Source organism: Cryobacterium sp. MP_3.1, from assembly GCF_035984795.1.
Classification (GTDB): Bacteria; Actinomycetota; Actinomycetes; order Actinomycetales; family Microbacteriaceae; genus Cryobacterium; species Cryobacterium zongtaii.
The window spans coordinates 47687-70505 of the sequence record NZ_JAXCHV010000001.1 but is presented as its reverse complement, the minus strand read 5'-3'; the positions used below and the strand labels follow the sequence as shown (position 1 = coordinate 70505).

Here is a 22819-nt window from a genome sequence, read left to right as displayed (position 1 = left end):
CTCTTTACTCGAGGTAGTCGCGCAGCGACTGCGACCGGGACGGGTGGCGCAGCTTGGCCATGGTCTTGGACTCGATCTGACGGATCCGCTCTCGCGTGACACCGAAGGTGTCGCCGATCTGGTCGAGGGTCTTCGGCATGCCGTCGCCCAGACCGAAGCGCATCCGGATGACGCCGGCTTCGCGTTCGGAGAGGGAGTCGAGCAGGCTTTCCAGCTGCTTCTGCAGCATCGTGAAGCCCACGGCGTCGGCGGGAACCACCGCTTCGGTGTCCTCGATCAGGTCGCCGAACTCACTGTCGCCGTCCTCGCCGAGCGGGGTGTGCAGGGAGATCGGCTCGCGGCCGTACTTCTGCACCTCGACGACCTTTTCCGGGGTCATGTCGAGCTCGCGGCTCAGTTCTTCCGGCGTGGGTTCGCGACCGAGGTCCTGCAGCATCTGGCGCTGCACACGGGCGAGCTTGTTGATGACCTCGACCATGTGCACCGGGATACGGATGGTGCGGGCCTGGTCGGCCATGGCGCGGGTGATGGCCTGGCGGATCCACCAGGTCGCATAGGTGGAGAACTTGAAGCCCTTCGTGTAGTCGAACTTCTCGACCGCACGGATGAGGCCCAGGTTGCCCTCCTGGATCAGGTCCAGGAACTGCATTCCACGACCGGTGTATCGCTTGGCCAGGGAGACGACCAGACGCAGGTTGGCGCCGAGCAGGTGACTCTTCGCACGGGCGCCGTCCTTGGCGACCCACTGCAATTCACGTCCGAGCGCGCTCTTCTTCTCGGCGTCGGTCATCTGGGAGAGCTTGTCTTCGGCGAACAGGCCCGCCTCGATGCGCATGGCCAGTTCGACTTCTTCGGCAGCGTTGAGCAGCGCGACCTTGCCGATCTGCTTCAGGTAGTCCTTGACCGGGTCCGCGGTCGCGCCGGTGATGGCGCTCGAGTAGACCGGGACCTCATCTTCGTCGTCGACGAGGGACAGCACGAGCGCACCGCTGGGCAGCGGCTCGGCAGGGGCGACGCGCTTCGCGGCGCCGTCGGTGGTGTCGTCGTCATCGGTGTCGTGCTCGTCACCGGGAGCGACGGCCTCGTCGTCGCCGGCTTCGGCATCGCCGGCCTTCTTCTTGCCCGCGGGCGCCTTGGTCTTCGTGCTCGCGGCGCGTTTGCGTGGTGCGGCCTTCTCCGGGGCGTCGGTACCGGCCGCGGCGGCGGCGGCCTTGGCGGCGGCCGTGGCTGCGCGCGTCGCAGCGGCCTTCTGTGCGGGCGTCTTGGCCGCGGTGACGGTTGCGTCGTCGGCCGGCTGGGTCTCGGTGGTCTTCAATTCGGGCTCTGTCTTCGTTGGGGTTGCCATTCGAACACCTCTCATGCCGTGATTCGTGCGCGTGCGGCGCGGCCTCGCTCGTTGCGGTACTCGGCGCGGGCCGGGTTCATCTGAGAGCGGGGTTATGGGCAGTACGTTTGTGGGCCGTACGTTTTTGGGCAGTACTAGGACCCATGTCAAGTCCCTGGGATTGCAGCCGACAAACGATCGGCGCGTCCAGGAACCAGAACGGGTCCTATTGACAATTATTGCACGGATTGTGTATAAACCGAGCCACGCGCTCTTACTCTCCGCGCCCGCGTCGCCTCATCCTTCTAGAGAGTTCAACCCAGAGCGGCGCCACTTCTATTCCCTCATCGCGGGACAGCAGTCGCCTGGTGCGCTTCCGGGTCCTCACGAGCATGACCACACCGAAGCCGACGATCAGGAACTGCACGGTGAACGCGACACGGAACGACTCCAGCGAGTAGAGATCACTGCCGCCACCCTGGGCCTGCCGCCACCCGTCCTGCAGGTCCAACAGCACCCCGATCAGGAACATCATCACGAAACTGGCCAGGAACCCGCCGACGTTGACGACCCCGTTGGCCGAGCCGAGGCTGCGTTGCGGATTGAACGTGCGCGCGAAGTCGAAGCCGATCAGCGAGCCGGGGCCGCCTCCGCCCAGCACGATCAACAGGAGGACGATGAGCCAGAACGGTGGCGCCACCGGCCACAGCAGGACGACGGCCCAGGTCGCGGCCATGACGGTCACGATGCCCAGCACTATATTGCTGCGACGCAACGGATGCCGGGCCGTCAGCACGCCGAGGATCGGTCCGCAGATCATCCCGGCAGCGACCGGGATGGTGAGCATCGCGGCGGCCATGCTCGATTCGTAGCCGAGACCGTAGACCATGAACGGGAAGCCCCACAGGAGGGTGAAGACCGTCCCGGAAGACTGGGTGACGAAATGGGACCAGAAGCCGAGTTGCGTTCCCGGTCGGGCGAGGCTGTGCCGCAATTGGGTCAGGGCGCTCCCCCAGCTCTGCGGACGCGGTTGGTCCGGCGACCCGGCCGGCCGGTCGCGGACGCCCACGACGACCACCACGAAGGCAACGAACGCGACCAGGGTGGCGCCCAGGAACGCCGGCGTCCACCCGAACTCGTGCAGGACCCAGGCCAGCGGCACTGCGGAGAGCACCTGGCCCAGCTGGCCGATGTTGCCGAACCATTGCGACAATTGGGGCACGATACGCCCGGAGAACCAGGAGGTGATCAGCCTGATCACCGAGATGAAGATTGCGGCGTCGCCGGCTCCCACCAGCATCCGCCCCGCCACCGCGAGAGTGATGGACGGTGCGAAAGCAAGCGTCAGCTGCCCCGCCACCATCAGGACGGTCCCGGCGAGCATGAGAACGCGAGGACCGAACCTGTCGATCAGCACGCCGACCGGGATCTGCGCGGCCGCGTAAACAATCAGCTGCACAACGGCCAGGCTGGACAGGACGGCGGCCGAGCCGCCGAATCGTTCGGTTGCCGACACTCCCGCGATGCCGAGCGAGGTGCGCTGCATGACGGCGGACAGGTAGACGAACGATCCGAAGGAAAAGATCAACCAGGATCGACGAGAGTTCACTCGCCTCAATCTAGCCGGGCGAGGCGGTCCTCCCCGACCATCGCCGCCCGCCGGATGGGCGTCGGGTCAGGGCTGCTGGCCGTCATCCCGCCCACGCCGGGTCGCGAGGAATTTCTCCAACTCCGCCGCGATTTCATCCGCGGACGGCAACGCGCCGTCCTCGTCCGTCAACGGCGACCGCAGAGTGTTGCCCTCCATGTAGGCGTCGTAGCGCTCTTCGAGGGTGCCGACGAGCTTGGCGAGTTCGGGGTTCTCCCCCACCTGCTCATCGATCCGGCCGATGAACTCACGGTTCTTTTCCCGCAGCCGATCGGTGGGGAAGATCAGCCCGGTGGACGCGCTCGTGCTCTCCAGGGCGGAGAGGGCGGCGGACGGGTATTCGGTGTCGGCAAGGTAGTGCGGGATGAGCAGGACGTATCCGATGGTCCAGGCCCCGATTTCCTGCAACCTGAATTCCACCAGGTGCAGCGCGTTGGCCGGCACCTGGGTGTGCGGACGCCATACCGACATGCTCTCGATCAGGTCGGTGCGATTGCCGCTGACCGTCACACCGATGGGTCGAGTGTGCGGGACCGGCATCGGGATGGCGTGCACCCACGTGGTAGAGGACACCGTGAAGCGGCTCACGAGATCGAGCACCGCGGCCGTGAACTGCTCCCACCGAAAGTCCGGTTCGAAGCCGGCCAGGAGCAGGAACGGCTGACCGATCTCATCCCGGGCCAGGTAGAGCCGGAGCCGGGGCGGCTGGTAGTCGGTCAGGTGATCCTGATCGAAGTAGATGATCGGTCGCCGCGCCCGGTAGTCCAGCAGCAGGTCCGCGTCGAACTCGGCGATGACCTCGTGCTCGAGGGTCGCGAGCAGGTATTCGGTGAACTGGGAGACGGCGCCACCGGCGTCCGCGAATCCGGTCAGGCCCGCGACAAGATGCAACCCTTCTGGAACGCCTGCGGCGTCCGAAGTGAGCGTATAGATTTCATCAGGATCGCGCATCCATTAACTCTAAGCGGACGATTCGCCCGCTGTCGGTGAATCGCTCCTCACGCCGTGGTGCCCAGAGCGAACAGTCCGCCCCGTAGCATCGAGGCATGACCGTTTCCCGCGTTTCCGTGTCCGCACAGCCCTCCATCGAATCCACAGCCGACGTGATCGTCATCGGTGCCGTGCAGGGAAAGGACGGGCCTACCCTGTTCGCCGACCCGGGCTTCGAGGAGATCGCCGCGCAATTCGCCGCCGTCGCCGTGTCCGGAACGAAGGATCAGTTGGTTCGTCTTGCGCCCGTCGTCGGGGCCGCGAAGACCATCGCCGTGATAGGGCTCGGCTCCGTCGTCACACCGGAGTCGCTGCGATACGCGGCCGGCTCTGCAGTGCGCCAGCTCACCGGCGTTGACACGGTGGCGTTCGCCCTCCCACTGGCCGACGCTGACCAGGCCGCAGCCGTTCTGGAGGGTGCAGCGCTCGGCGGGTACTCCTTCACGACCTACCGCAAGGCGTCTTTGGCCGCCACCAAGCTTCCGGCCACTGACATCACCGTGCACACGGATGAGGCCGATGAGGACGCTTCCGACCGTGCCGGGATCGTGGCCGATGCCGTGAGCCTGGTGAAGGACCTCGTGAACATGCCGCCGCTCGACCTCTATCCCGAATCGCTCGCAGACCTCGCCGCCTTGGCCGCTGAAGGCCTCCCCGTGACGTTGACGGTGTGGGACGAAGACCAGCTCGTCGCCGACGGCTTCGGCGGTATTGCCGGAGTGGGCCAGGGGTCGACCCGGCCTCCGCGACTGGTCAAGGTCAGTTACGACCCGATCGAGGCAACCCAGCACCTCGCGCTGGTGGGCAAGGGGATCACCTTCGACACCGGCGGACTGTCCTTGAAGCCGCCGGCATCCATGGTGGGCATGAAGTACGACATGACCGGCGCCGCCACCGTACTGGCCGTGACGCTGGCCGCGGCCCGCCTGCGCCTGCCCGTGCGGCTCACGGCCTGGCTGTGTATCGCCGAGAACATGCCGTCCGGATCCGCGATCCGCCCCAACGACGTGCTGACCATGCGCGGCGGCCGCACCGTCGAAGTGCTCAACACCGATGCTGAAGGCCGGCTCGTCCTCGCGGACGGACTCGTCGCCGCGGGTGAGGAGAACCCCGACGCGATCATCGACGTCGCGACCCTGACCGGCGCCGCCATCGTGGCCCTGGGCACCCGCTACTCCGCGGTGCTGGGCAACGACGGCCTCGTGGCCCAGGTTCTCGCCGCGAGCAAGGCCGAGGGTGAATTGGCCTGGCCGATGCCGATGCCCGAAGAACTGCGCGCCCTGCTCAACTCCGACGTCGCAGACATCGCGAACGCCAAGATCGGCAACACCGGCGGCGGGATGCTCCTGGCCGCGGTCTTCCTGAACGAGTTCATCGGCAGCTCAGGCGAGGGCGCCGAGGCAACCACCATTCCCTGGGCTCACCTGGACATCGCCGGTAGCGCCCAGCTTGTCGGCGGCGGGCTCGGCTTCACCGCCCCCGGCCCGACCGGTGTGACGGTGCGGACCCTGTTGCGACTGGCCGAGGAGTTTTCGCGCAAGTAGTAAGGTCTTATAGGCAGGAAAATCCTTGCCGTTCAACGCCTACCCACGCACAACACGTGCGTCGGGCGGGCCGTGAAAGTGTATGTGATGCACGAGGGAGTATCTGGGTGTCTGAACAGAATTTTGACCTTGTAGTTCTCGGTGGCGGCAGCGGCGGCTACGCGGCCGCCTTGCGTGCCGTTCAGCTGGGCCTGACCGTCGGCCTGATTGAGAAGGACAAGCTCGGTGGCACCTGCCTGCACGTCGGTTGTATCCCGACCAAGGCACTGCTGCACTCGGCCGAGGTTGCCGACGTGAGCCGCGAGTCGGCCAAGTACGGGGTGAACACCTCCTTCGAGGGCATCGACATCGACGCGGTGACCAAGTTCCGCGAGGGCATCGTCGCCAGCAAGTTCCGTGGCCTGCAGGGACTGATCAAGGCCCGCGGCATCACCGTCATCGCCGGCGAGGGCAAGCTCATCTCCCCCACGACAGTTCAGGTCGGCGAGGACACCATCGTCGGTAAGAACGTTGTGCTGGCCACCGGCTCGTACTCCCGGTCGCTGCCCGGCCTGGCCATCGAAGGTCGCGTCATCACCAGCGAGCAGGCCCTCGAGCTCAACTACGTGCCCAAGAAGGTCGCTGTGCTCGGCGGCGGCGTGATCGGCGTCGAGTTCGCCAGCGTCTGGAAGTCCTTCGGCGCCGACGTCACGATCATCGAGGCCCTTCCGCACCTCGCTCCCAACGAAGAGGAGTCGGTGTCGAAGCAGCTCGAGCGGGCGTTCCGCAAGCGCGGCATCGAATTCTCTCTCGGCGTGCGGTTCCAGTCGGTCACGCAGGATGACTCCGGCGTCGTCGTCACGCTGGAGAACGGCACCACGATCGAGGCCGAGCTGCTGCTCGTCGCCGTCGGTCGCGGCCCGTCGACCGCTGGTCTCGGCTTCGAAGAGGCCGGCATCACCATGGACCGCGGCTTCGTCATCACCGACGAACGCCTCGCCACCAACATCCCCGGCGTCTACGCCGTCGGCGACATCGTCCCCGGCCTGCAGCTCGCGCACCGCGGTTTCCAGCAGGGCATCTTCGTCGCCGAAGAGATCGCGGGCCTGTCCCCGATCGTCGTCGACGACCTGAACATCCCCAAGGTCACCTACTGCGACCCCGAGATCGCATCGGTCGGTTACACCGAGGCCAAGGCCGTCGCCAAGTTCGGCGCCGACAAGGTCACCAGCTACGAGTACAGCCTCGGCGGCAACGGCAAGAGCTCGATCCTGGGCACCACCGGGTCGATCAAGGTCGTCCGCGAGGCTGACGGCCCCATCATCGGTATCCACATGATCGGCGCCCGCGTGGGCGAGCTGATCGGCGAAGGCCAGCTCATCGTCAACTGGGAGGCCTACCCTGAGGACCTCGCGCCGCTGCTGCACGCGCACCCCACCCAGAACGAAGCACTCGGCGAAGCCTTCCTGGCCCTGGCCGGCAAGCCTTTGCACGCGATGTAGCCCGTTTCGGCACACAGATTCTCACTAACATTGGTCAGACATTAATGGTTTCAAAGGAGACAAACGCATGAGCGAATCCGTCAACCTCCCGGCACTCGGTGAGAGTGTCACAGAGGGTACGGTCACCCGCTGGCTCAAGAACGTGGGAGACCGCGTCGAAGTCGACGAACCGCTGCTCGAAGTATCGACCGACAAGGTCGACACGGAGATCCCATCCCCCGTTGCCGGCATCATCGAAGCCATCCTTGTCCAGGAGGACGAGACCGTCGAGGTCGGCACCCCGCTGGTGACCATCGGCGACGGCTCTGCTGCGGCCGAAGCTCCGGTTGCTGAGGCGCCCGCCGCTGAGGCGCCCGTCGCCGAAGTTCCCTCGACCGAGGCACCGGCGCCGGCCGAAGCACCTGCCGCCGTGGCACCGCCGGCCCCGGCCGCCGTGGAGCCGCCGCCCGCCGCAGCCGCACCTGCACCTGCTGCACCTGCTGCACCCGCTGCACCCGCAGCACCTGCACCCGTGGCAGCAGCACCCGCAGCCCCGGCACCGGTAGCAGCAGCACCCGCCGCCGCACCGGCAGCACCCGCTGCCGAGCCGACGCGCGGCGCCCACGCCGGCACCAGCGGTTACGTCACGCCCATCGTCCGCAAGCTCGCGAACGAGGCCGGCGTCGACCTGTCCACCATCACCGGTACCGGTGTCGGCGGACGCATCCGCAAGCAGGACATCATCTCTGCCTCCGCCACGGCTGCGCCCGCGACGCCGGCCGCCGCCGAGGTCGAGGTGTCTCCGCTGCGCGGAACCACCGTGCCGATGTCGCGCCTGCGCAAGGTCGTTGCCGAGCGCGCCGTGGCCTCGATGCAGCAGACGGCCCAGCTCACCACCGTTGTGGAGGTTGACGTCACCCGTGTCGCCATGCTTCGCGACAAGGTCAAGGTCTCCTTCCACGAGAAGACCGGCAACAAGCTGTCCTTCCTGCCGTTCTTCGCCCTGGCCGCGGCCGAGGCGCTGAAGGCGAACCCGATCATCAACGCGACCGTCGACGGCACCTCGATCGTGTACCCGGGCCAGGAGAACATGAGCATCGCCGTGGACACCGAACGCGGACTGCTGACTCCTGTCATCCGCGACGCCGGTGACCTCGATCTGGCCGGCTTCGCCGCCCAGATCGCCGACCTGGCTGCCCGCACCCGCGACAACAAGCTCAAGCCCGACGAGCTGTCCGGTGGCACGTTCACCCTCACCAACACGGGTTCGCGCGGCGCCTTGTTCGATACCCCGGTGGTCTTCCTGCCGCAGAGCGCCATTCTCGGCACCGGCGTTGTCTACAAGAAGCCCGTCGTCGTGACCGACAAGGGTCTGGACTCCATCGCGATTCGTTCGACGGTGTTCCTGGCACTGTCCTACGACCACCGCATCATCGATGGAGCGGACGCCTCGCGCTTCCTCACCACCATGAAGGCGCGTCTGGAAGCCGGCGCATTCGAGGCCAACCTCGGAATCTAGTGTCACAGACCCGCCAGCCGGGTCAGTAGTCGAAGAGTTCGCGTAACCGCCAGCCGGCCTCGCCCTTGATCACCAGGGCTGAGGCCGGTTGTGTGTGTGCGCGACCGCCGGCCGCCGGCGTCAGAACAATCAGCGCGGCGTTGCCACGGCGCTCCTGCACGGTGGCCGTCAAGCCCGCAGCGGTCCGGTCGGCGCTCGGTTCCATCTGACGTGCCCGATACGAGTCGGCGGCCATGGCCACGGAACCGGCCTGGTCGACGCTTTCCAGACACAGCACCGACGCCTCCGCCAAACACCCCTCGCGCAGCTCGAGCAGGACCAGGGTCGCCGCCGCCGGATCGTCAGAGGCGAGAGTCGCTGCGGCACCCGGTGACGATGACCGCGTCGCGGGGGCCGACAGGACGTCGCCGTCCCCGGAGCCGTCCTCGGCAACCACCGGGGACTCGGCCGGGGACAGCGCCGCAATGCCCCCGACGGCGAGCAGTACCGAGAGGCAGACACCGACGATGACCGGCCGTACTCGATTCCGGTTCCGCAGCAGCGCCTGCAGCCACCGAGCGCCCACCCGCGACCGAGCGCTCACGGCTTCGAGCCCTGAGCGGCATCCGGCCAGCCCTCGCCGCACCTGCCGCTCCAACGGTCCTGTCGGTTGTGCCGGGCTTCCACGCTTTGCACCCGCCGGCCGCCCCTGGGCTCGGATGGCCGGCTCACGCGCCCCGGCCGGGCGGGCCGGTCTGGTCAGTGGGTTCGACGGTTCGGCCAGGGCGTGGGTGTCCTCCGGTCCCTCGGGATCTGCCGGCACGGTGCCCGGTACCGCACCCCGGACGGCTGTCGCTGCAGCCCAGTCGAACAGAACGGCTTCCACGCCGGACAAATCCGCTGGGACGGGTCGCGCCGTGGCCGCGGCTTCGAACTCGGCCACGACCGACTCCGCCGTCGCCGCCTCCGGAGTCTGCGGGTCCAGGTGGTCAAGGAGGGATCTCACACAGCCCGCCAGGCGCACGAGGTCGTCCCGCCGCCGCGCGACACCGGCTCCCCCGGCGGGCAGATCCTCCAGCGCGCCCAGCCCGAGGAGCACCGGTCGCCCACGGCCGTCGAACCTGACGCAGGCAGGTCCGATCATGGAGTGGCTGAATCCGGCGTCGTGCAGCGCCTGCAGTGCTGCCGTGATCGTCGCAGCAATGGTGACGACCTCACCGGCACCGAGGGTGCCCCGCTCGGCCAGCAGCCGGTCCAACGACGAACCGGTCAGACGGTCCAGCACGAGGCACAGCCTGCCGTCGAGTGCCGTCGCCACGTCCCGCAACGGCGCGAGCATCGCCGGCGGCACCGTGAGCATGGCTCGCACCTGCCGGTCGAGCGCCGGCCTGTCAGCCTCCGGCCCGAACACCTTCAGCGCCATATTCAGGGCCTCACCTTGTTCTCCGGGCGCCCGGCCGAGGTAGATGATCGAACGGCTCCCCGTGCCGATCCGGCGTATCAGCCGGAACCCGGCCAGGGTCTCCTCTCGGGCGGGAATCTGCCTGTGCTCCATCACCCCACCGTGCGGCTCGGACCGACGGCCCCCGCCCCTCGGCGGGAATCTGGCGGAAACTCGAGCGGTGCTCAGGCTGGGGAGGAGACCCCATAGACTTGCCGCATGCTCGACTTTGTCGTCGCGGGGCTAAGCGCCAACTCCGTGCCGTATTTCGAGGGCCTTGAGCTCCAGCGCGCCGTCCATCGCACGGTGGTGTACGGTCAACGACCGAACACCGTCCTGCTCCTCGAACACCCCGCCGTGTACACGGCCGGCAAACGCACCCAGCCGGAGGACCGTCCCACCGACGGGACCCCGGTCATGGACGTCGACCGCGGCGGCCGGATCACCTGGCACGGGCCCGGTCAGCTGATCGGCTACCCGATCCTGCGGCTGCCCGATCCTCTCGACGTGGTCGGCTACGTGCGTCTGCTCGAGGACATCCTGATCGACGCGCTGGCCGATTTCGGGATCGACGGCAGACGGGTGCCCGGACGCAGCGGTGTCTGGGTCGGGCCCGCCGGGGCCGAGGACAAGGTCGCCGCCATCGGCATCCGGGTCGCCGACGGTGTGACCATGCACGGGTTCGCCCTCAACTGCAACAACTCGCTCGAACCGTACGACCGTATTGTCGCCTGCGGCATCGTCGATGCCGGCGTCACCACCATGTCCCTGGTACTCGGCCGAGACGTCAGCACCGAGGATGTCGTCGACTCCATCACGACCCATTTCCGCAGCCGGCTGGCGGTGTCCGTATGACCGCCGCACCCGAGGGACGCCGGATGCTGCGACTGGAAATACGCAACGCCGAGACGCCCATCGAACGGAAGCCCGATTGGATCAAGACCCGCGCCAGGATGGGCCCCGAATACCGCCACCTGCAGGATCTGGTGAAGAGCGAGAACCTGCACACGGTGTGCCAGGAGGCCGCCTGCCCGAACATCTACGAGTGCTGGGAAGATCGCGAGGCGACCTTCCTGATCGGCGGCTCCCAGTGCACCCGGCGTTGCGACTTCTGTCAGATCGACACGGGCAAGCCCGCAGACTACGACACCGACGAGCCGCGCCGGGTCGCCGAGTCGGTAGTGGCGATGAACCTGCGTTACGCGACGGTTACCGGGGTCGCCCGCGACGACCTGCCCGATGAGGGCGCCTGGCTCTACGCCGAGACGATCCGGCAGATCCACCTCCAAAGCCCGGGGACCGGGGTCGAGATCCTCGTCCCCGATTTCTCGGGCAACCCGATCCACCTCGCCGAGGTGTTCTCTGCCAGCCCTGAGGTCTTTGCGCACAACGTCGAGACCGTCCCGCGGATCTTCAAACGCATCCGTCCCGCCTTCCGTTATGACAGGTCCCTCGACGTTCTCAGCCAGGGGCGGGCCGCGGGGCTGATCACCAAGTCGAACCTGATTCTCGGCATGGGCGAGGAACGTGCCGAGGTGTCCCAAGCGCTGCAGGACCTGCACGATGCCGGGACCGACATCATCACCATCACGCAGTACCTGCGACCGAGCCCCCGGCATCTGCCAGTGGCCAGGTGGGTGCGACCGGAGGAGTTCGTTGACCTCAAGGCCGAAGCGGAGCAGATCGGTTTCCTCGGCGTGCTCGCCGGACCGTTGGTGCGTTCCTCCTACCGGGCCGGTCGGCTCTGGGCACAGTCGATGACGGCCACCGGACGCCCGGTGCCCGCCCACCTGCAGCACCTCGCCGACGCGACCGTGGGCTTCAGCCAGGCCGTTTGACCCTAAATCCGTTCTGCGGATATCGACCGACTGGGTAGTCTTAGAACCATGGCACGAAGCAAGGACAAGAGTCCCCGCACCCCCAAAGAACCTGGCCGCTTGAAGCAAATGTGGCAGGTCTTCCAGATGACCCGGCGCTACGACTCGAACATCGTTCTGTTCATGATCCTGGGTTTCCTGATCCCCGTCGTTGTCGGCTTGGCCCTTGCGCTGCTGCTGACCCCCGACAACGGTTTCACGATCGCCCTCTGGATCGTCGCCGGCGTGCTCGCCGGCGTCCTGGCGATGCTGATCATCCTGGGTCGGCGTGCAGAGAAGGCCGCGTACTCGCAGATCGAGGGCCAGCCCGGCGCCGTCGGCGCGGTTCTGCGCAGTTCATTGAAGCGCGGCTGGGTGGGGAGCGAAATGCCCGTCGCCGTCAACGGTAAGACCCAGGACGCCGTGTATCGCGCCGTCGGCCGCGGTGGAGTTGTGCTCATCAGCGAGGGACCGCGTACCCGCACCGCCCGCATGGTGGACGAGGAAAAGCGTTCGGTGGCCAAGGTCGGCGGCAACGTCGCGGTCACCGTCATCGCCGTGGGCCCCGACGCCGACGCCGTTCCGCTGCACAAGCTCGCCCGGCGGCTGACCAAGATCAAGCCGACCCTGACCAAGGCCGAGGTGCTCGCGGTCAACAACCGCCTCAACTCCATGACCAAGAAACTGCCGATTCCCAAGGGTGTCGACCCCACCAAGGCCCGTCCGCAGCGCGGCAACTAGCCATACGGATCCACCAGAAAACGAAGGGCACGGGGTCAACCCCGTGCCCTTCTCTGCGTGCCGGAGACTAGCGCCTGATCAGGACGGTTCCGGCGATCTTGTCGTGGAAGCCCCGCTGGTCCGAATCCCAGACCAGGGCGGGAACGGCCAGACCCAGCAGCACCGACCGGACGATCGGGCGCCACAGGCCCGCACGGCCTCCGGTGAGGGCGATCACGCGCAGGCCGAGCAGGCGGTGGCCGATGCTCCCCCCGAACACGGCGAGTTGCACGGCCTGGAGGCCCACGAAGACCATCAGGACCACGAAGCCGTCATAGTTGAGCCAGGTGTACCCCCAGATCAGGCAGGTCAGGGCCACGGCGACGGCCCAGTCGATGGCCAGCGCCGCGATGCGCCTGCCGACCCGCCCCACGGAATGCGGTCCGCTCCGAGGCAGGCCGAGTCGCTCCCCAGGCCAAGTGCTGGGCGGTAACTGCCCGAAGGTTGTGGGTCTTGACGGCGTCGAATTCACCCGACCAGTGTACCGACCGAGCCCTCTGTAACATGGAGGAAACATAAGCGTCATTCTTAAGTAACCCGTCCGTAATAGTGTCGGGGAAGCCGCAGTGTGCGACATTTCTAGTCACCCACGCCTACGTCGTTTGGAGTCAACCCGCATGTTCCGCGATTCGTCCGAAGTCCTCTCGTTCATCAAGGACACCGATGTCAAGTTCCTTGACCTTCGTTTTACCGACCTGCCGGGTGTGCAGCAGCACTTCAACATCCCCGCGTCGACCGTTGACGAGGACTTCTTCACCGTCGGCCAGATGTTCGACGGCTCGTCGATCCGCGGTTTCGCGTCGATCCACGAATCCGACATGCAGCTCATCCCCGACGTCACCAGTGCCTACATCGACGCGTTCCGCGCCGAGCGCACCCTGATCATGCTGTTCGACATCTACAACCCCCGCAATGGCGAGATCTACTCCAAGGACCCCCGTCAGGTGGCCAAGAAGGCCGAGAAGTACCTCGCCTCCACCGGCATCGGCGACACCGCCTACTTCGGCTCAGAGGCCGAGTTCTACATCTTCGACGACGTGCGCTACGAGGTCAACCAGCACACCAGCTTCTACTCCGTCGACTCCAGCGAGGGCGCCTGGAACTCCGGCCGCAAGGAAGAGGGCGGCAACCTCGCCAACAAGACCCCGTTCAAGGGCGGCTACTTCCCGGTCAGCCCGGTCGACCAGCACGCTGACATGCGCGACGACATCTGCCTCAAGCTGATGGACGCCGGCCTCATCCTCGAGCGCAGCCACCACGAGGTCGGCACCGGCGGCCAGGGCGAGATCAACTACAAGTTCGACACCATGGTGCACGCGGCCGACGACCTGCTGAAGTTCAAGTACATCGTCAAGAACACCGCGCACGAGTGGGGCAAGACCGCCACCTTCATGCCCAAGCCGCTGTTCGGCGACAACGGCTCCGGCATGCACACCCACCAGTCCCTCTGGGCAGACGGCAAGCCGCTGTTCTACGACGAGGCCGGCTACGGCGGCCTGTCCGACGTGGCACGCTGGTACATCGGTGGCCTGCTCAAGCACGCCCCGGCCGTGCTCGCCTTCACCAACCCGACGGTCAACTCGTACCACCGCCTGGTCCCGGGCTTCGAAGCTCCGGTCAACCTGGTCTACTCGGCCGGTAACCGCTCGGCGTCGATCCGCATCCCGATCACGGGCACCAACCCCAAGGCCAAGCGCCTCGAGTTCCGCGCCCCCGATGCCTCCGGCAACCCGTACCTCGCCTTCGCCGCCCAGCTGATGGCCGGCCTCGACGGGATCAAGAACCGCATCGAGCCGCACGAGCCCGTCGACAAGGACCTCTACGAGCTGCCGCCGGAAGAAGCGAAGAACATCCCGCAGGTTCCGGCATCGCTGGAAGAGGCCCTGCAGGCGCTGGAAGCCGACCACGACTTCCTGCTCGCCGGCAACGTCTTCACCCCCGAGCTGATCGAGACCTGGATCGACTACAAGCGCGAGAAGGAGATCAAGCCCCTCGCGCAGCGCCCGCACCCGTTCGAGTTCGAACTGTACTACGGGGTCTAATCTCCCCAGCGCACGACGAAGGGGCCGCAACCGTCAGGTTGCGGCCCCTTCGTCGTGGACGGCGTCGTGATCAGCCGGAGAACGGTCCCGGCCGTTCGACCGGTCCGTAGAACCGGCGTTCGAAGACCGCACGCGCACGCCGGGTCACCGCCAGGTAATCTTCCTCGAGCTGATTCGCCGAACCCGGCGGGTACTCCATCATGCGGGCGACGCCGTCGAGCTGCATCCTGTCGGTGGGCAACACATCCGCGGTCTTGTTCGTCCACAGGGTGATCGCCGAGCGGCACCGTGACGCGAACAGCCACGCTGCGCGGAGGACGGCGGCATCCGGTTCGGTGACCAAACCGGCGCGGGTGGCCTCCTCGAGCGCTTCGAGGGTCGACGTCGTGCGCAGGGCTGGCACGCTCGCCGCGTGCTGAAGCTGCAGCAACTGAACGAACCACTCCACATCGCTCAGCGAGCCTCGGCCCAGCTTGAGGTGCCGATTCGGGTCGGCTCCCTGCGGGAGTCGTTCGTTCTCGACACGGGCCTTGATGCGCTTGATCTCACGGACGTCCTGGTCGCTGATTTGTTCCGGGTACCGCACGGTGTCCATCACGGCGTGGAAGGACTCCAGGAGCGCGGGCTCGCCCGCGACACCACGGGCGCGCAACAGCGCCTGCGCCTCCCAGGTCAACGACCATCGACGGTAGTAGGCCTGGTAGGAATCGATCGACCGCACCACCGCGCCGTTCTTGCCCTCTGGACGCAGACCGATATCCAGGTCGAACGGCAGCCGGTTGTCCTCGGTGAGTCGGTTCAGCTCCCGGACGATGAAGGTGGCCCGGTCGTGCGCCGCACCGCCCTCGAGCGCGGCGGGCCTGAAGACGTACATGACGTCAGCGTCGGAACCGAAACCGAGTTCGGCTCCCCCGAACCGGCCCATGGCGATCACAGCGAACTCGATGCCGTCCGGAGCGAACGGACCGTCGTCACCGGTGAGACCGGCACCACGGATGGCGCCGAGGATTCCCTGAATGATGACGGTGGAGATATCCGTGAGGCCCGCGGCGAGCTCGTCGATGCTGATGCGACCGAGGATGGCCGACAGTGCCAGGCGAAGCATCTCGCGTCGCCGGCTGGTGCGGAGCACGGACGCGGCGGCGTCGGGACTGCCGTGCCTGGCCAGGACGGCGCGCGCCTCATCCTGCAACACGGTGAGCGGGCGGGGGCGCAGGTCGTTGTCGTGTTCCAGCCAGGCGACGGCCTCGGGAATGGTCTCCAGGAGTTCGCCGACGTACCGCGACGCCGAGAGCACCCGGGTGAGACGTTCGGCGGCCCCCGACGAGTCCCGGAGCATCCGCAGGAACCAGTAGGTGGAACCGAGGCTGTCGCTCAGCCGCCGGAAGGCCAGCAGCCCGTAGTCGGGGTCGGCGCCGTCGGAGAGCCACTGCAGCAGCACCGGCAACAGGTGTTGCTGAATGGTCGCCCGCCGGGACACACCGCTGGTCAGCGCGGCGATGTGGGCCAGGGCGCCCGTGGTGTTGCGGAAGCCGATCGCCGCCAGCCGGGCCTCGGCCTGCGCGCTGGTGAGGTTCAGGCCCTCAGCGGGCAGGGCGGCGACCGCGGAGAGCAACGGCCGGTAGAACAGCCGCTCGTGCAGGCCGCGCACCCGGTGTTTGGTGGCCTCCCACCGGGTTGTCAGCGCCGCCGCGCTCGTGGCCAGGCCCGTCGCCCGTGCCAGGACCCGCAGCCCGGACTCGTCCCGGGGCAGCAGGTGGGTGCGGCGCAGCCGGTCCAGTTGCAGCCGGTGTTCCATCAGGCGCAGCATCCGGTAGTCCTGGGCGAACTCGGCGGCCTCGGCGCGACCGACGTAGCCGGCATCGGCCAGGGCGGCCAGGGCCGGCAGGGTGCCGGGCTGGCGGATGTCGGGATCGGTCTGGCCGTGCACGAGCTGAAGCAGTTGCACGGTGAATTCAATGTCCCGCAGACCGCCGGGGCCCAGCTTGAGTTGCACGGCGACCTCGTCGGCGGGGATGTTGCTCGTCACCCGTTCGCGCATCCGCTGCACGGAGTCGACGAAGTTCTCCCGGCTGGCGCTTGTCCAGACCTTGGGGGCGACCGCGGCGACGTACCGGGCGCCGAGCTCCAGGTCGCCGGCCAGGGGGTGTGCCTTCAGCAGCGCCTGGAACTCCCAGCTCTTGGCCCAGCGGTCGTAGTAGGCGATGTGGGAGTCGAGGGAACGCACCAGGGCGCCGGACTTGCCCTCGGGGCGCAGGTTGGGATCGACCTCCCACAGTTCGGGCTCCATGCTGGGCTGGTTGAGCCCGCGCATCATCAGGACCGCGAGCCTGGTGGCGATGTCCACGGCCCTGGCGGCGCTGAGCCCGGCGTCGTCGTCGCCCTCGGCGACGAAGATGACGTCAACGTCGCTGACGTAGTTCAGCTCCCCCGCCCCCGCCTTACCCATTCCGATCACGGCGAGCTTGGTCAGCCGCACCTCGTCGACGGGATAGACGCCGTGCGCGGCCACGGTGCCGCTGCACATGCCCCTGGCGACCGCGAGGGAGGCTTCCAGCGCCGCCGCGGCCAGGTGCGCCAGGGTCCTGGCGATCCGGTCGAGTCCGGCGACGGGGTCGGCCTGTTCGAGGTCGAAGGCTGCCAGTTCGGCGAGCCGGCGGCGGTACCGCACCCGCAGGGCCACCCACCCGTCGTCGTCGATGAGTTCGGCGAAGCCATCCGTCGACCGGACGGCGTCGAGCAGGTCGTCGGTCAGCTCACGGAGCCCGGGAACGGCGGTGGTCTTCTCGTGCAGCACCGCGAGTTCTGCCGGATGCCGGAGGAAAAAATCGGTCAACCCGGTCGAAGCCCCGGACACGAGCACCAGCCGCTGCAGGGCGCCGGGATGCCGCCGGAGTGCCACGAACTCGGCCGGGGCCTGACGCACCAACGACAGCACGGCGAAGAGGGCCGCATCGGGATTCGCCGCCCGGGTCAGCAGCGGGAACAGATCCGACGGGTCAGGCCCGCCGAGTTCGCCGACCTCGTCGAGACGCGCGCGGGCCTCGCCGAGATCGGCGAAGCCCACCCGAGCGAGGTCCGTCAGAGTCAACTGTTCTCTCGCCATGTCCTGTACCTGTCTGAGGTGAGCCCCTAGAGCATCTCGAGGTTCTTATTGAGTTCGAATGGGGTGACCTGCGAGCGGTACTCGCGCCATTCCTGACGCTTGTTCAGCAGCACATAGTTGAAAACGTGCTCCCCCAGTGTCTCGGCGACCAGCTCGGACTCCTCCATGTACTGGATGGCGTGGTCGAGGCTAGCGGGCAGCTGGTGGTAGCCCAGCGCGCGACGCTCGGTGTCGCTGAGTCCCCACACGTTGTCCTCGGCCTCCGGCGGAAGCTCGTAACCCTCCTCGATACCCTTGAGCCCGGCGGCGAGCATCAGCGAGTACGCGAGGTACGGGTTGGCCGCCGAGTCGATAGCGCGGTACTCGATGCGAGAGCTCTGGCCCTTGTTGGGCTTGTAGAGCGGAACGCGAATCAGCGCGGACCGGTTGTTGTGGCCCCAGCACACGAAGCTGGGGGCCTCATCGCCACCCCACAGTCGCTTGTACGAGTTCACGAACTGGTTAGTCACCGCCGTGATCTCCGGCGCGTGCCGCAGCAGACCGGCAATGAACTGACGCCCGGTCGTCGACAGCTGGAACTGTGCGCCGGCTTCGTAGAACGCGTTGGTGTCGCCCTCGAAGAGGGAGAGGTGGGTGTGCATTCCGGAGCCCGGCTGGTCGGAGAGCGGCTTGGGCATGAACGTCGCGTAGACGCCCTGCTCGATCGCCACCTCCTTGATGACGGTGCGGAAGGTCATGATGTTGTCGGCGGTGGTGAGAGCGTCCGCGTAACGCAGGTCGATCTCGTTCTGGCCGGGGCCGGCCTCGTGGTGGCTGAACTCCACCGAGATGCCGAGATCCTCGAGCATCCGCACCGAACGGCGCCGGAAGTCATGGGCCGTGCCGCCGGGGACGTTGTCGAAGTATCCGGCAGAATCGACCGGGACCGGTCCGTTCTTGCCGAACTTGGACGACTTCAGGAGATAGAACTCGATCTCCGGGTGCGTGTAGAACGTGAAGCCTCGTTCGGCGGCCTTCGCCAGGGTGCGCTTGAGCACGTTCCGGGGGTCGGCGACGGCGGGCTGCCCGTCAGGGGTGGTGATGTCGCAGAACATGCGGGCGGTGGGGTCGACCTCGCCCCGCCAGGGCAGGATCTGGAAGGTGGTGGGGTCCGGGTGGGCCAGCACATCGGCCTCGAACGAGCGCGTCAGGCCCTCGATCGCTGACCCGTCGAAGCCCAGTCCCTCGGCGAACGCACCCTCCACCTCGGCCGGCGCGATGGCCACCGACTTGAGGGTGCCGACCACATCGGTGAACCATAGTCGAATGAACTTGATGCCCCGTTCCTCGATGGTCCGAAGAACGAAGTCGCGCTGCTTGTCCATCCACGCCCTTTCTTGTTGCCCCTAGGCTACCGGCTGCCGACGGCGCGCGGGCGAAAGCCGGCTGCTCGCGGCTGCGAATGACTCCGAGAATCGACCGCTGAGTACACTTGGGCACATGCCAGAGATCCCCACGCCAGACGCCGCCAACGCCGTCGAGGTGCAGAATCCATACGTCAGTGCCACCGCAGGGCCCAAGCGCGTGCGCACCAGGCATTTTCAGAACGCGAAGCAGCAAGGTATCCCGATCACGGGCCTGACCAGCTACGACATGCTCACCGCCCAGATTTTCGACCAGGCCGGCATCGACTTCCTGCTGGTGGGAGATTCCGCCGGGAACAACGTCTTCGGTTACGAGACCACCCTCCCCGTCACCGTCGACGAGTTGATCCCACTGACCCGCGCCGTGGCCAGGGCGGTGACCCGGGCGCTGGTCGTTGCCGACATGCCGTTCGGCAGCTACGAGACCGGCCCGTCTGAGGCCCTGCACACCGCGGTGCGTTTCATGAAAGAGGCCCAGGCTCACGCCGTGAAGCTGGAGGGCGGGGTGCGCAGTCGCAAGCAGATCTCGCGGATCGTCTCTGCCGGCATCCCGGTCATGGGGCACATCGGCTTCACCCCGCAAAGCGAACACGGTTTGGGCGGGCACATGATTCAGGGACGCGGCGCGGGCGCCGAACAGCTGATCACGGATGCACTCGCCGTGCAGGACGCCGGCGCTTTCGCGGTCGTTCTGGAAATGGTGCCCTCAGCCGTCGCCGCAGAGGTCACCGCACGTCTGGAGATCCCCACCATCGGCGTCGGAGCCGGGCCCGGCGTCGACGGTCAGCTCATGGTCTGGACGGATTTCGCCGGCATGACCGAGGGAAGGGTGCCCCGCTTCGTGCGGCAGTACGCGAACATGCGTTCGGTCCTGACCGACGCGGTGCGCTCGTTCAAGAACGACGTCGATTCCGGCGCCTATCCGGGCCCCGAGCACAGCTACGAGTAAACGCCGCCGGAGCGGGTGCGCCTCAGCGGTCCTCGGCCTCGTCGTCTTCGGCCCATTTGGCGCTGTTGGCGCGGAGCTTGTCGAGGGCGTGAGTCGCCTCGTCAAAGGACGAGAACGGGCCTACCCTGTCGACGGACGGTGACAGCATGCCCTTCTCGACGGCGCCAGTGCGCATGTTGTACCAGAACTGGTGATCAGCATCTTCGGCCATAAGGTTGATCCTATGCCTAAGGATTCAATCGGTCACCTCGTTCCGGGAGCCGTGTCCAGCCACCGCTCCGTTCCCTCCCACATCGATCGGCCCGAGTATGTCGGGCACACCGCACCGGCCCGGTTCACCGGATCCGACGTCTACTCCCCCGAACGCATCGCTCTGATCCGGGAGTCCGGCCGCATCGCGGCGAACGCGATCCAGGCGGTCGGGCGTGCGGTACGCCCCGGGGTCACGACCGAGGAACTGGACAGGGTCGGCCACGAGTTCCTGATCCGGAACGACGCCTACCCGTCCACGCTCGGCTACCGCGGCTACCCGAAGTCGCTGTGTTCCTCGGTCAACGAGGTCATCTGCCACGGAATTCCCGATGACACCGTGCTCGAAAACGGTGACATCGTCAATATCGACATCACCGCGTATAAGAACGGGGTGCACGGTGATTCGAACGTCACCTTCATCGTCGGCGAGGCCACCGAGGAGGTCACCCTGCTCGTCGACCGCACCCGGGAGGCCCTGGCGCGCGGAATCAAGGCCGTGGCACCCGGTCGGCAGGTGAACGTGATCGGCCGCACCATCGAGTCGTACGCCAAGCGGTTCGGCTACGGGGTCGTTCGCGACTTCACCGGTCACGGGGTGGGCGACGCGTTCCACTCTGGCCTGATCATTCCGCACTATGACTCCGCACCGCAGTACGACACCGTCATGGAGGTGGGCATGGTGTTCACCATTGAACCGATGCTGACCCTGGGCACCAGTGACTGGGACATGTGGGCGGATGACTGGACGGTTCTGACCCGCGATCGCAGCATCACCGCGCAGTTCGAGCACACCCTGGTGGTCACCGAACGTGGCGCCGAAATCCTGACGCTGCCGCAGCCGGTAGATTGACAGCATGAGTTCAACCACTGCCATCGGCATCGATATCGGCGGAACCGGCATCAAGGGGGCTGTGGTGGACCTGTCCACCGGGGCCCTGCTCTCCGACCGCGTCAAGCTGCCCACCCCTAAGGGCGGCCGACCCCAGGACATCATCGAGACCACCCGCCAGCTCCTGGCGACGGTGTCCGCCGGAGCGGGCGAGATGCCCATCGGCGTGTGTTTCCCCGCTGTCGTCAAGCACGGTCACACGATGTCGGCCGCCAATGTGTCCGACAAGTGGATCGGCCTCGCCGCGGAGACGCTCTTCGAGAAGGGCCTGGGCGTGCCCATTCACTTCGTCAACGACGCTGACGCGGCCGGATACGCGGAGTCGACGTTCGGCGCGGCCAAGGGTGTCGACGGTGTCGTTCTCCTCACCACCCTGGGCACCGGCATCGGCACCGCCCTGATCAACGACGGGGCCCTGGTGCCCAACACCGAGTTCGGTCATCTGGAGATCGACGGCGTGGACTACGAGACCCGCGCGGCCTTCTCGGCCAAGGAACGGGAAAACCTCAGCTGGGAGAAGTGGGCGTCACGCCTGCAGAAGTATTACTCCAAGCTGGAGTCCCTGTTCACTCCCGACCTGTTCATCGTCGGCGGTGGCGTGTCGAAGCACCACGAGAACTTCCTTCCCCTGTTGCACCTGAACACCCGGATCATCCCGGCCGTGCACCGCAACAATGCCGGCATCCTGGGCGCAGCCGCCCTGGCCGTCAAGCACGCGCCAGTTTCCGCGTAGTAGAGTCCGCCGAGGACAGTCCGCCTAGCTGGCTCCGCTTAGCTGTACGCCCGGGTGTTCTGGCGTTGCTGACGCGCCTGCCACCAGAGTCGCAGCCGGTGCGCGAGCCGTCGGACGACCGTGGTGACGCGGTGGGCGGCGGGGAACTCGGTGCCGAGGACGGCGACACCCACGAAGACGATCAGCCAGCCCGGTCCCGGCAGGGGCACCAGGACGAGACCGACGGCCATGACCGTCAGCCCGGCGAGGGCGACGAGCAGCCGGTACGGCGCCCGCAGGCGCGGGTGAGCATGGATCCAGGTGCGGGACCGGCCGAGCATCGCCCTGAACCGCAGCCAGGTCCCTGACGCGGGCGTGGCCGTGCGGTGCGTGATGATGGCATCGGACGTGGACACGGGGGTGCTCATGGCCCCATCGTAGGAGCACCGGCTGGGAATGCACCACCCCCGCGGCACGGTCCCGCGCAACTCACAGGTTCGAGAAGGGAATGGGCCGACTATTACGCCGGGTTTTGTCCCGGTTTTCACCATGGACGGCCATCTATCTCGGGACTACGTTGCCGCAGCCCTCTAGCGGTCTACCCGGAAACTCGGCGAGCCGCCTTGGCGTTTCCTGTTCGACCTTGCTCCGGACGAGGTTTACCTAGCCGGCCAGGTCACCCTGGCCGCTGGTGGTCTCTTACACCACCGTTTCACCCTTACCGCCGGCTTGCGCCGGTGGCGGTCTACTTTCTGTGGCACTGTCTCGCGGGTTGCCCCGGGTGGGTGTTACCCACCGTCCTGCTCTGTGGAGCCCGGACGTTCCTCGGCATCACGAGCTGTGAAAAGCCCGGATGACGCGACCGTCTTGTCGACCCATTCCGTCGTCGAGCCTACAGCGCCCCGGTCCTGTCGCCGAACCGGAC

The 22819-nt window shown here is 67.0% G+C and carries 19 protein-coding genes and 1 other RNA gene; 10 read left to right on the top strand and 10 right to left on the bottom strand.

The features are described 5' to 3' along the window. Positions 1-4 precede the first annotated feature (4 nt). From RCH12_RS00330 to RCH12_RS00320, 3 genes are all read right to left on the bottom strand, one after another. Positions 5-1345, bottom strand: a complete 1341-nt coding sequence (locus tag RCH12_RS00330) for an RNA polymerase sigma factor (RefSeq protein ID WP_327015726.1) — start codon at positions 1343-1345, stop codon at positions 5-7. Positions 1346-1598: 253 nt separating this feature from the next. After that, positions 1599-2933, bottom strand: a complete 1335-nt coding sequence (locus RCH12_RS00325; RefSeq protein WP_327015725.1) for an MFS transporter — start codon at positions 2931-2933, stop codon at positions 1599-1601. A gap of 66 nt (positions 2934-2999) precedes the next feature. Next, positions 3000-3923, bottom strand: a complete 924-nt coding sequence (locus tag RCH12_RS00320; protein WP_103431800.1) for a proteasome assembly chaperone family protein — start codon at positions 3921-3923, stop codon at positions 3000-3002. Between the two features lie 95 nt (positions 3924-4018). Here RCH12_RS00320 and RCH12_RS00315 point away from each other — a divergent pair, with 95 nt between their 5' ends. The 3 genes from RCH12_RS00315 (at position 4019) to sucB (ending at position 8485) form a co-directional block, all read left to right on the top strand. Continuing rightward, a complete protein-coding gene (locus tag RCH12_RS00315) occupies positions 4019-5506 on the top strand; it encodes a leucyl aminopeptidase (RefSeq protein ID WP_327015724.1) in 1488 nt (495 codons plus the stop codon). Between the two features lie 107 nt (positions 5507-5613). Beyond that, complete coding sequence (gene lpdA / locus RCH12_RS00310) at positions 5614-6987, top strand: dihydrolipoyl dehydrogenase (RefSeq protein ID WP_103459770.1); 1374 nt, start codon at positions 5614-5616, stop codon at positions 6985-6987. A gap of 67 nt (positions 6988-7054) precedes the next feature. Continuing rightward, the gene (gene sucB, locus RCH12_RS00305; RefSeq protein ID WP_327015723.1) at positions 7055-8485 is read left to right on the top strand and encodes a 2-oxoglutarate dehydrogenase, E2 component, dihydrolipoamide succinyltransferase; all 1431 of its coding nucleotides are present in this window, start codon (positions 7055-7057) and stop codon (positions 8483-8485) included. Positions 8486-8507: 22 nt separating this feature from the next. Here sucB and RCH12_RS00300 read toward each other — a convergent pair whose 3' ends face one another. Then, positions 8508-10019: a hypothetical protein gene (locus RCH12_RS00300; protein WP_327015722.1), complete on the bottom strand. Its 1512-nt coding sequence runs from the start codon at positions 10017-10019 to the stop codon at positions 8508-8510. Positions 10020-10124: 105 nt separating this feature from the next. Here RCH12_RS00300 and lipB point away from each other — a divergent pair, with 105 nt between their 5' ends. From lipB to RCH12_RS00285, 3 genes are read left to right on the top strand one after another with little or no spacing between them, the layout of a single operon-like run. After that, complete coding sequence (gene lipB, locus RCH12_RS00295; RefSeq protein ID WP_327015721.1) at positions 10125-10760, top strand: lipoyl(octanoyl) transferase LipB; 636 nt, start codon at positions 10125-10127, stop codon at positions 10758-10760. After that, on the top strand, positions 10757-11743 hold the full coding sequence (gene lipA, locus RCH12_RS00290) for a lipoyl synthase (RefSeq protein ID WP_103431794.1): 987 nt from the start codon (positions 10757-10759) through the stop codon (positions 11741-11743). The genes lipB and lipA overlap by 4 nt, the downstream gene beginning before the upstream one ends. Positions 11744-11791: 48 nt before the next feature. After that, entirely contained in the window at positions 11792-12502 is a 711-nt protein-coding gene (locus RCH12_RS00285) for a DUF4191 domain-containing protein (protein ID WP_103431793.1), read from the top strand. Between the two features lie 67 nt (positions 12503-12569). On the opposite strand, the gene RCH12_RS00280 is transcribed toward RCH12_RS00285, so the two are convergent. Next, positions 12570-12914, bottom strand: a complete 345-nt coding sequence (locus RCH12_RS00280) for an RDD family protein (RefSeq protein WP_327015720.1) — start codon at positions 12912-12914, stop codon at positions 12570-12572. 244 nt (positions 12915-13158) lie between these two features. Between RCH12_RS00280 and glnA the strand changes: the two genes are divergently transcribed. Further along, positions 13159-14583, top strand: coding sequence for a type I glutamate--ammonia ligase (gene glnA, locus RCH12_RS00275; RefSeq protein ID WP_088456157.1), 1425 nt, complete (start codon positions 13159-13161; stop codon positions 14581-14583). A gap of 70 nt (positions 14584-14653) precedes the next feature. Here glnA and RCH12_RS00270 read toward each other — a convergent pair whose 3' ends face one another. Continuing rightward, entirely contained in the window at positions 14654-17689 is a 3036-nt protein-coding gene (locus RCH12_RS00270; protein WP_103431791.1) for a bifunctional [glutamine synthetase] adenylyltransferase/[glutamine synthetase]-adenylyl-L-tyrosine phosphorylase, read from the bottom strand. Positions 17690-17715: 26 nt separating this feature from the next. Next, entirely contained in the window at positions 17716-19053 is a 1338-nt protein-coding gene (locus RCH12_RS00265; protein WP_327015719.1) for a glutamine synthetase family protein, read from the bottom strand. 115 nt (positions 19054-19168) lie between these two features. Here RCH12_RS00265 and panB point away from each other — a divergent pair, with 115 nt between their 5' ends. Further along, a complete protein-coding gene (gene panB / locus RCH12_RS00260; RefSeq protein ID WP_103431790.1) occupies positions 19169-20041 on the top strand; it encodes a 3-methyl-2-oxobutanoate hydroxymethyltransferase in 873 nt (290 codons plus the stop codon). 22 nt (positions 20042-20063) lie between these two features. On the opposite strand, the gene RCH12_RS00255 is transcribed toward panB, so the two are convergent. After that, positions 20064-20252 (bottom strand): SPOR domain-containing protein, encoded by a 189-nt coding sequence (locus RCH12_RS00255; protein ID WP_103431789.1) that lies wholly within the window; start codon positions 20250-20252, stop codon positions 20064-20066. A 12-nt stretch (positions 20253-20264) separates the two neighbouring features. On the opposite strand from RCH12_RS00255, the gene map reads away from it, so the two are divergent. Further along, the gene (gene map / locus RCH12_RS00250) at positions 20265-21143 is read left to right on the top strand and encodes a type I methionyl aminopeptidase (protein WP_103431788.1); all 879 of its coding nucleotides are present in this window, start codon (positions 20265-20267) and stop codon (positions 21141-21143) included. Positions 21144-21147: 4 nt separating this feature from the next. Continuing rightward, entirely contained in the window at positions 21148-21915 is a 768-nt protein-coding gene (gene ppgK / locus RCH12_RS00245) for a polyphosphate--glucose phosphotransferase (protein ID WP_103431787.1), read from the top strand. A gap of 38 nt (positions 21916-21953) precedes the next feature. Here ppgK and RCH12_RS00240 read toward each other — a convergent pair whose 3' ends face one another. Both RCH12_RS00240 and rnpB read right to left on the bottom strand, forming a co-directional pair. Continuing rightward, complete coding sequence (locus RCH12_RS00240; RefSeq protein WP_327015718.1) at positions 21954-22322, bottom strand: TIGR02611 family protein; 369 nt, start codon at positions 22320-22322, stop codon at positions 21954-21956. Positions 22323-22399: 77 nt separating this feature from the next. Next, positions 22400-22772, bottom strand: an RNA gene (rnpB, locus tag RCH12_RS00235) — RNase P RNA component class A. Positions 22773-22819: the final 47 nt, after the last annotated feature.

What these genes read in the sequence shown, in the direction of transcription:
- RCH12_RS00330 (WP_327015726.1), bottom strand. Translation starts at nt 1,345, where the DNA reads ATGGCAACCCCAACGAAGACAGAGCCCGAATTGAAGACCACCGAGACC.
- RCH12_RS00320 (WP_103431800.1), bottom strand. Translation starts at nt 3,923, where the DNA reads ATGCGCGATCCTGATGAAATCTATACGCTCACTTCGGACGCCGCAGGC.
- RCH12_RS00315 (WP_327015724.1), top strand. Translation starts at nt 4,019, where the DNA reads ATGACCGTTTCCCGCGTTTCCGTGTCCGCACAGCCCTCCATCGAATCC.
- sucB (WP_327015723.1), top strand. Translation starts at nt 7,055, where the DNA reads ATGAGCGAATCCGTCAACCTCCCGGCACTCGGTGAGAGTGTCACAGAG.
- RCH12_RS00300 (WP_327015722.1), bottom strand. Translation starts at nt 10,019, where the DNA reads ATGGAGCACAGGCAGATTCCCGCCCGAGAGGAGACCCTGGCCGGGTTC.
- lipB (WP_327015721.1), top strand. Translation starts at nt 10,125, where the DNA reads ATGCTCGACTTTGTCGTCGCGGGGCTAAGCGCCAACTCCGTGCCGTAT.
- lipA (WP_103431794.1), top strand. Translation starts at nt 10,757, where the DNA reads ATGACCGCCGCACCCGAGGGACGCCGGATGCTGCGACTGGAAATACGC.
- RCH12_RS00285 (WP_103431793.1), top strand. Translation starts at nt 11,792, where the DNA reads ATGGCACGAAGCAAGGACAAGAGTCCCCGCACCCCCAAAGAACCTGGC.
- glnA (WP_088456157.1), top strand. Translation starts at nt 13,159, where the DNA reads ATGTTCCGCGATTCGTCCGAAGTCCTCTCGTTCATCAAGGACACCGAT.
- RCH12_RS00270 (WP_103431791.1), bottom strand. Translation starts at nt 17,689, where the DNA reads ATGGCGAGAGAACAGTTGACTCTGACGGACCTCGCTCGGGTGGGCTTC.
- RCH12_RS00265 (WP_327015719.1), bottom strand. Translation starts at nt 19,053, where the DNA reads ATGGACAAGCAGCGCGACTTCGTTCTTCGGACCATCGAGGAACGGGGC.
- panB (WP_103431790.1), top strand. Translation starts at nt 19,169, where the DNA reads ATGCCAGAGATCCCCACGCCAGACGCCGCCAACGCCGTCGAGGTGCAG.
- RCH12_RS00255 (WP_103431789.1), bottom strand. Translation starts at nt 20,252, where the DNA reads ATGGCCGAAGATGCTGATCACCAGTTCTGGTACAACATGCGCACTGGC.
- map (WP_103431788.1), top strand. Translation starts at nt 20,265, where the DNA reads ATGCCTAAGGATTCAATCGGTCACCTCGTTCCGGGAGCCGTGTCCAGC.
- ppgK (WP_103431787.1), top strand. Translation starts at nt 21,148, where the DNA reads ATGAGTTCAACCACTGCCATCGGCATCGATATCGGCGGAACCGGCATC.
- RCH12_RS00240 (WP_327015718.1), bottom strand. Translation starts at nt 22,322, where the DNA reads ATGAGCACCCCCGTGTCCACGTCCGATGCCATCATCACGCACCGCACG.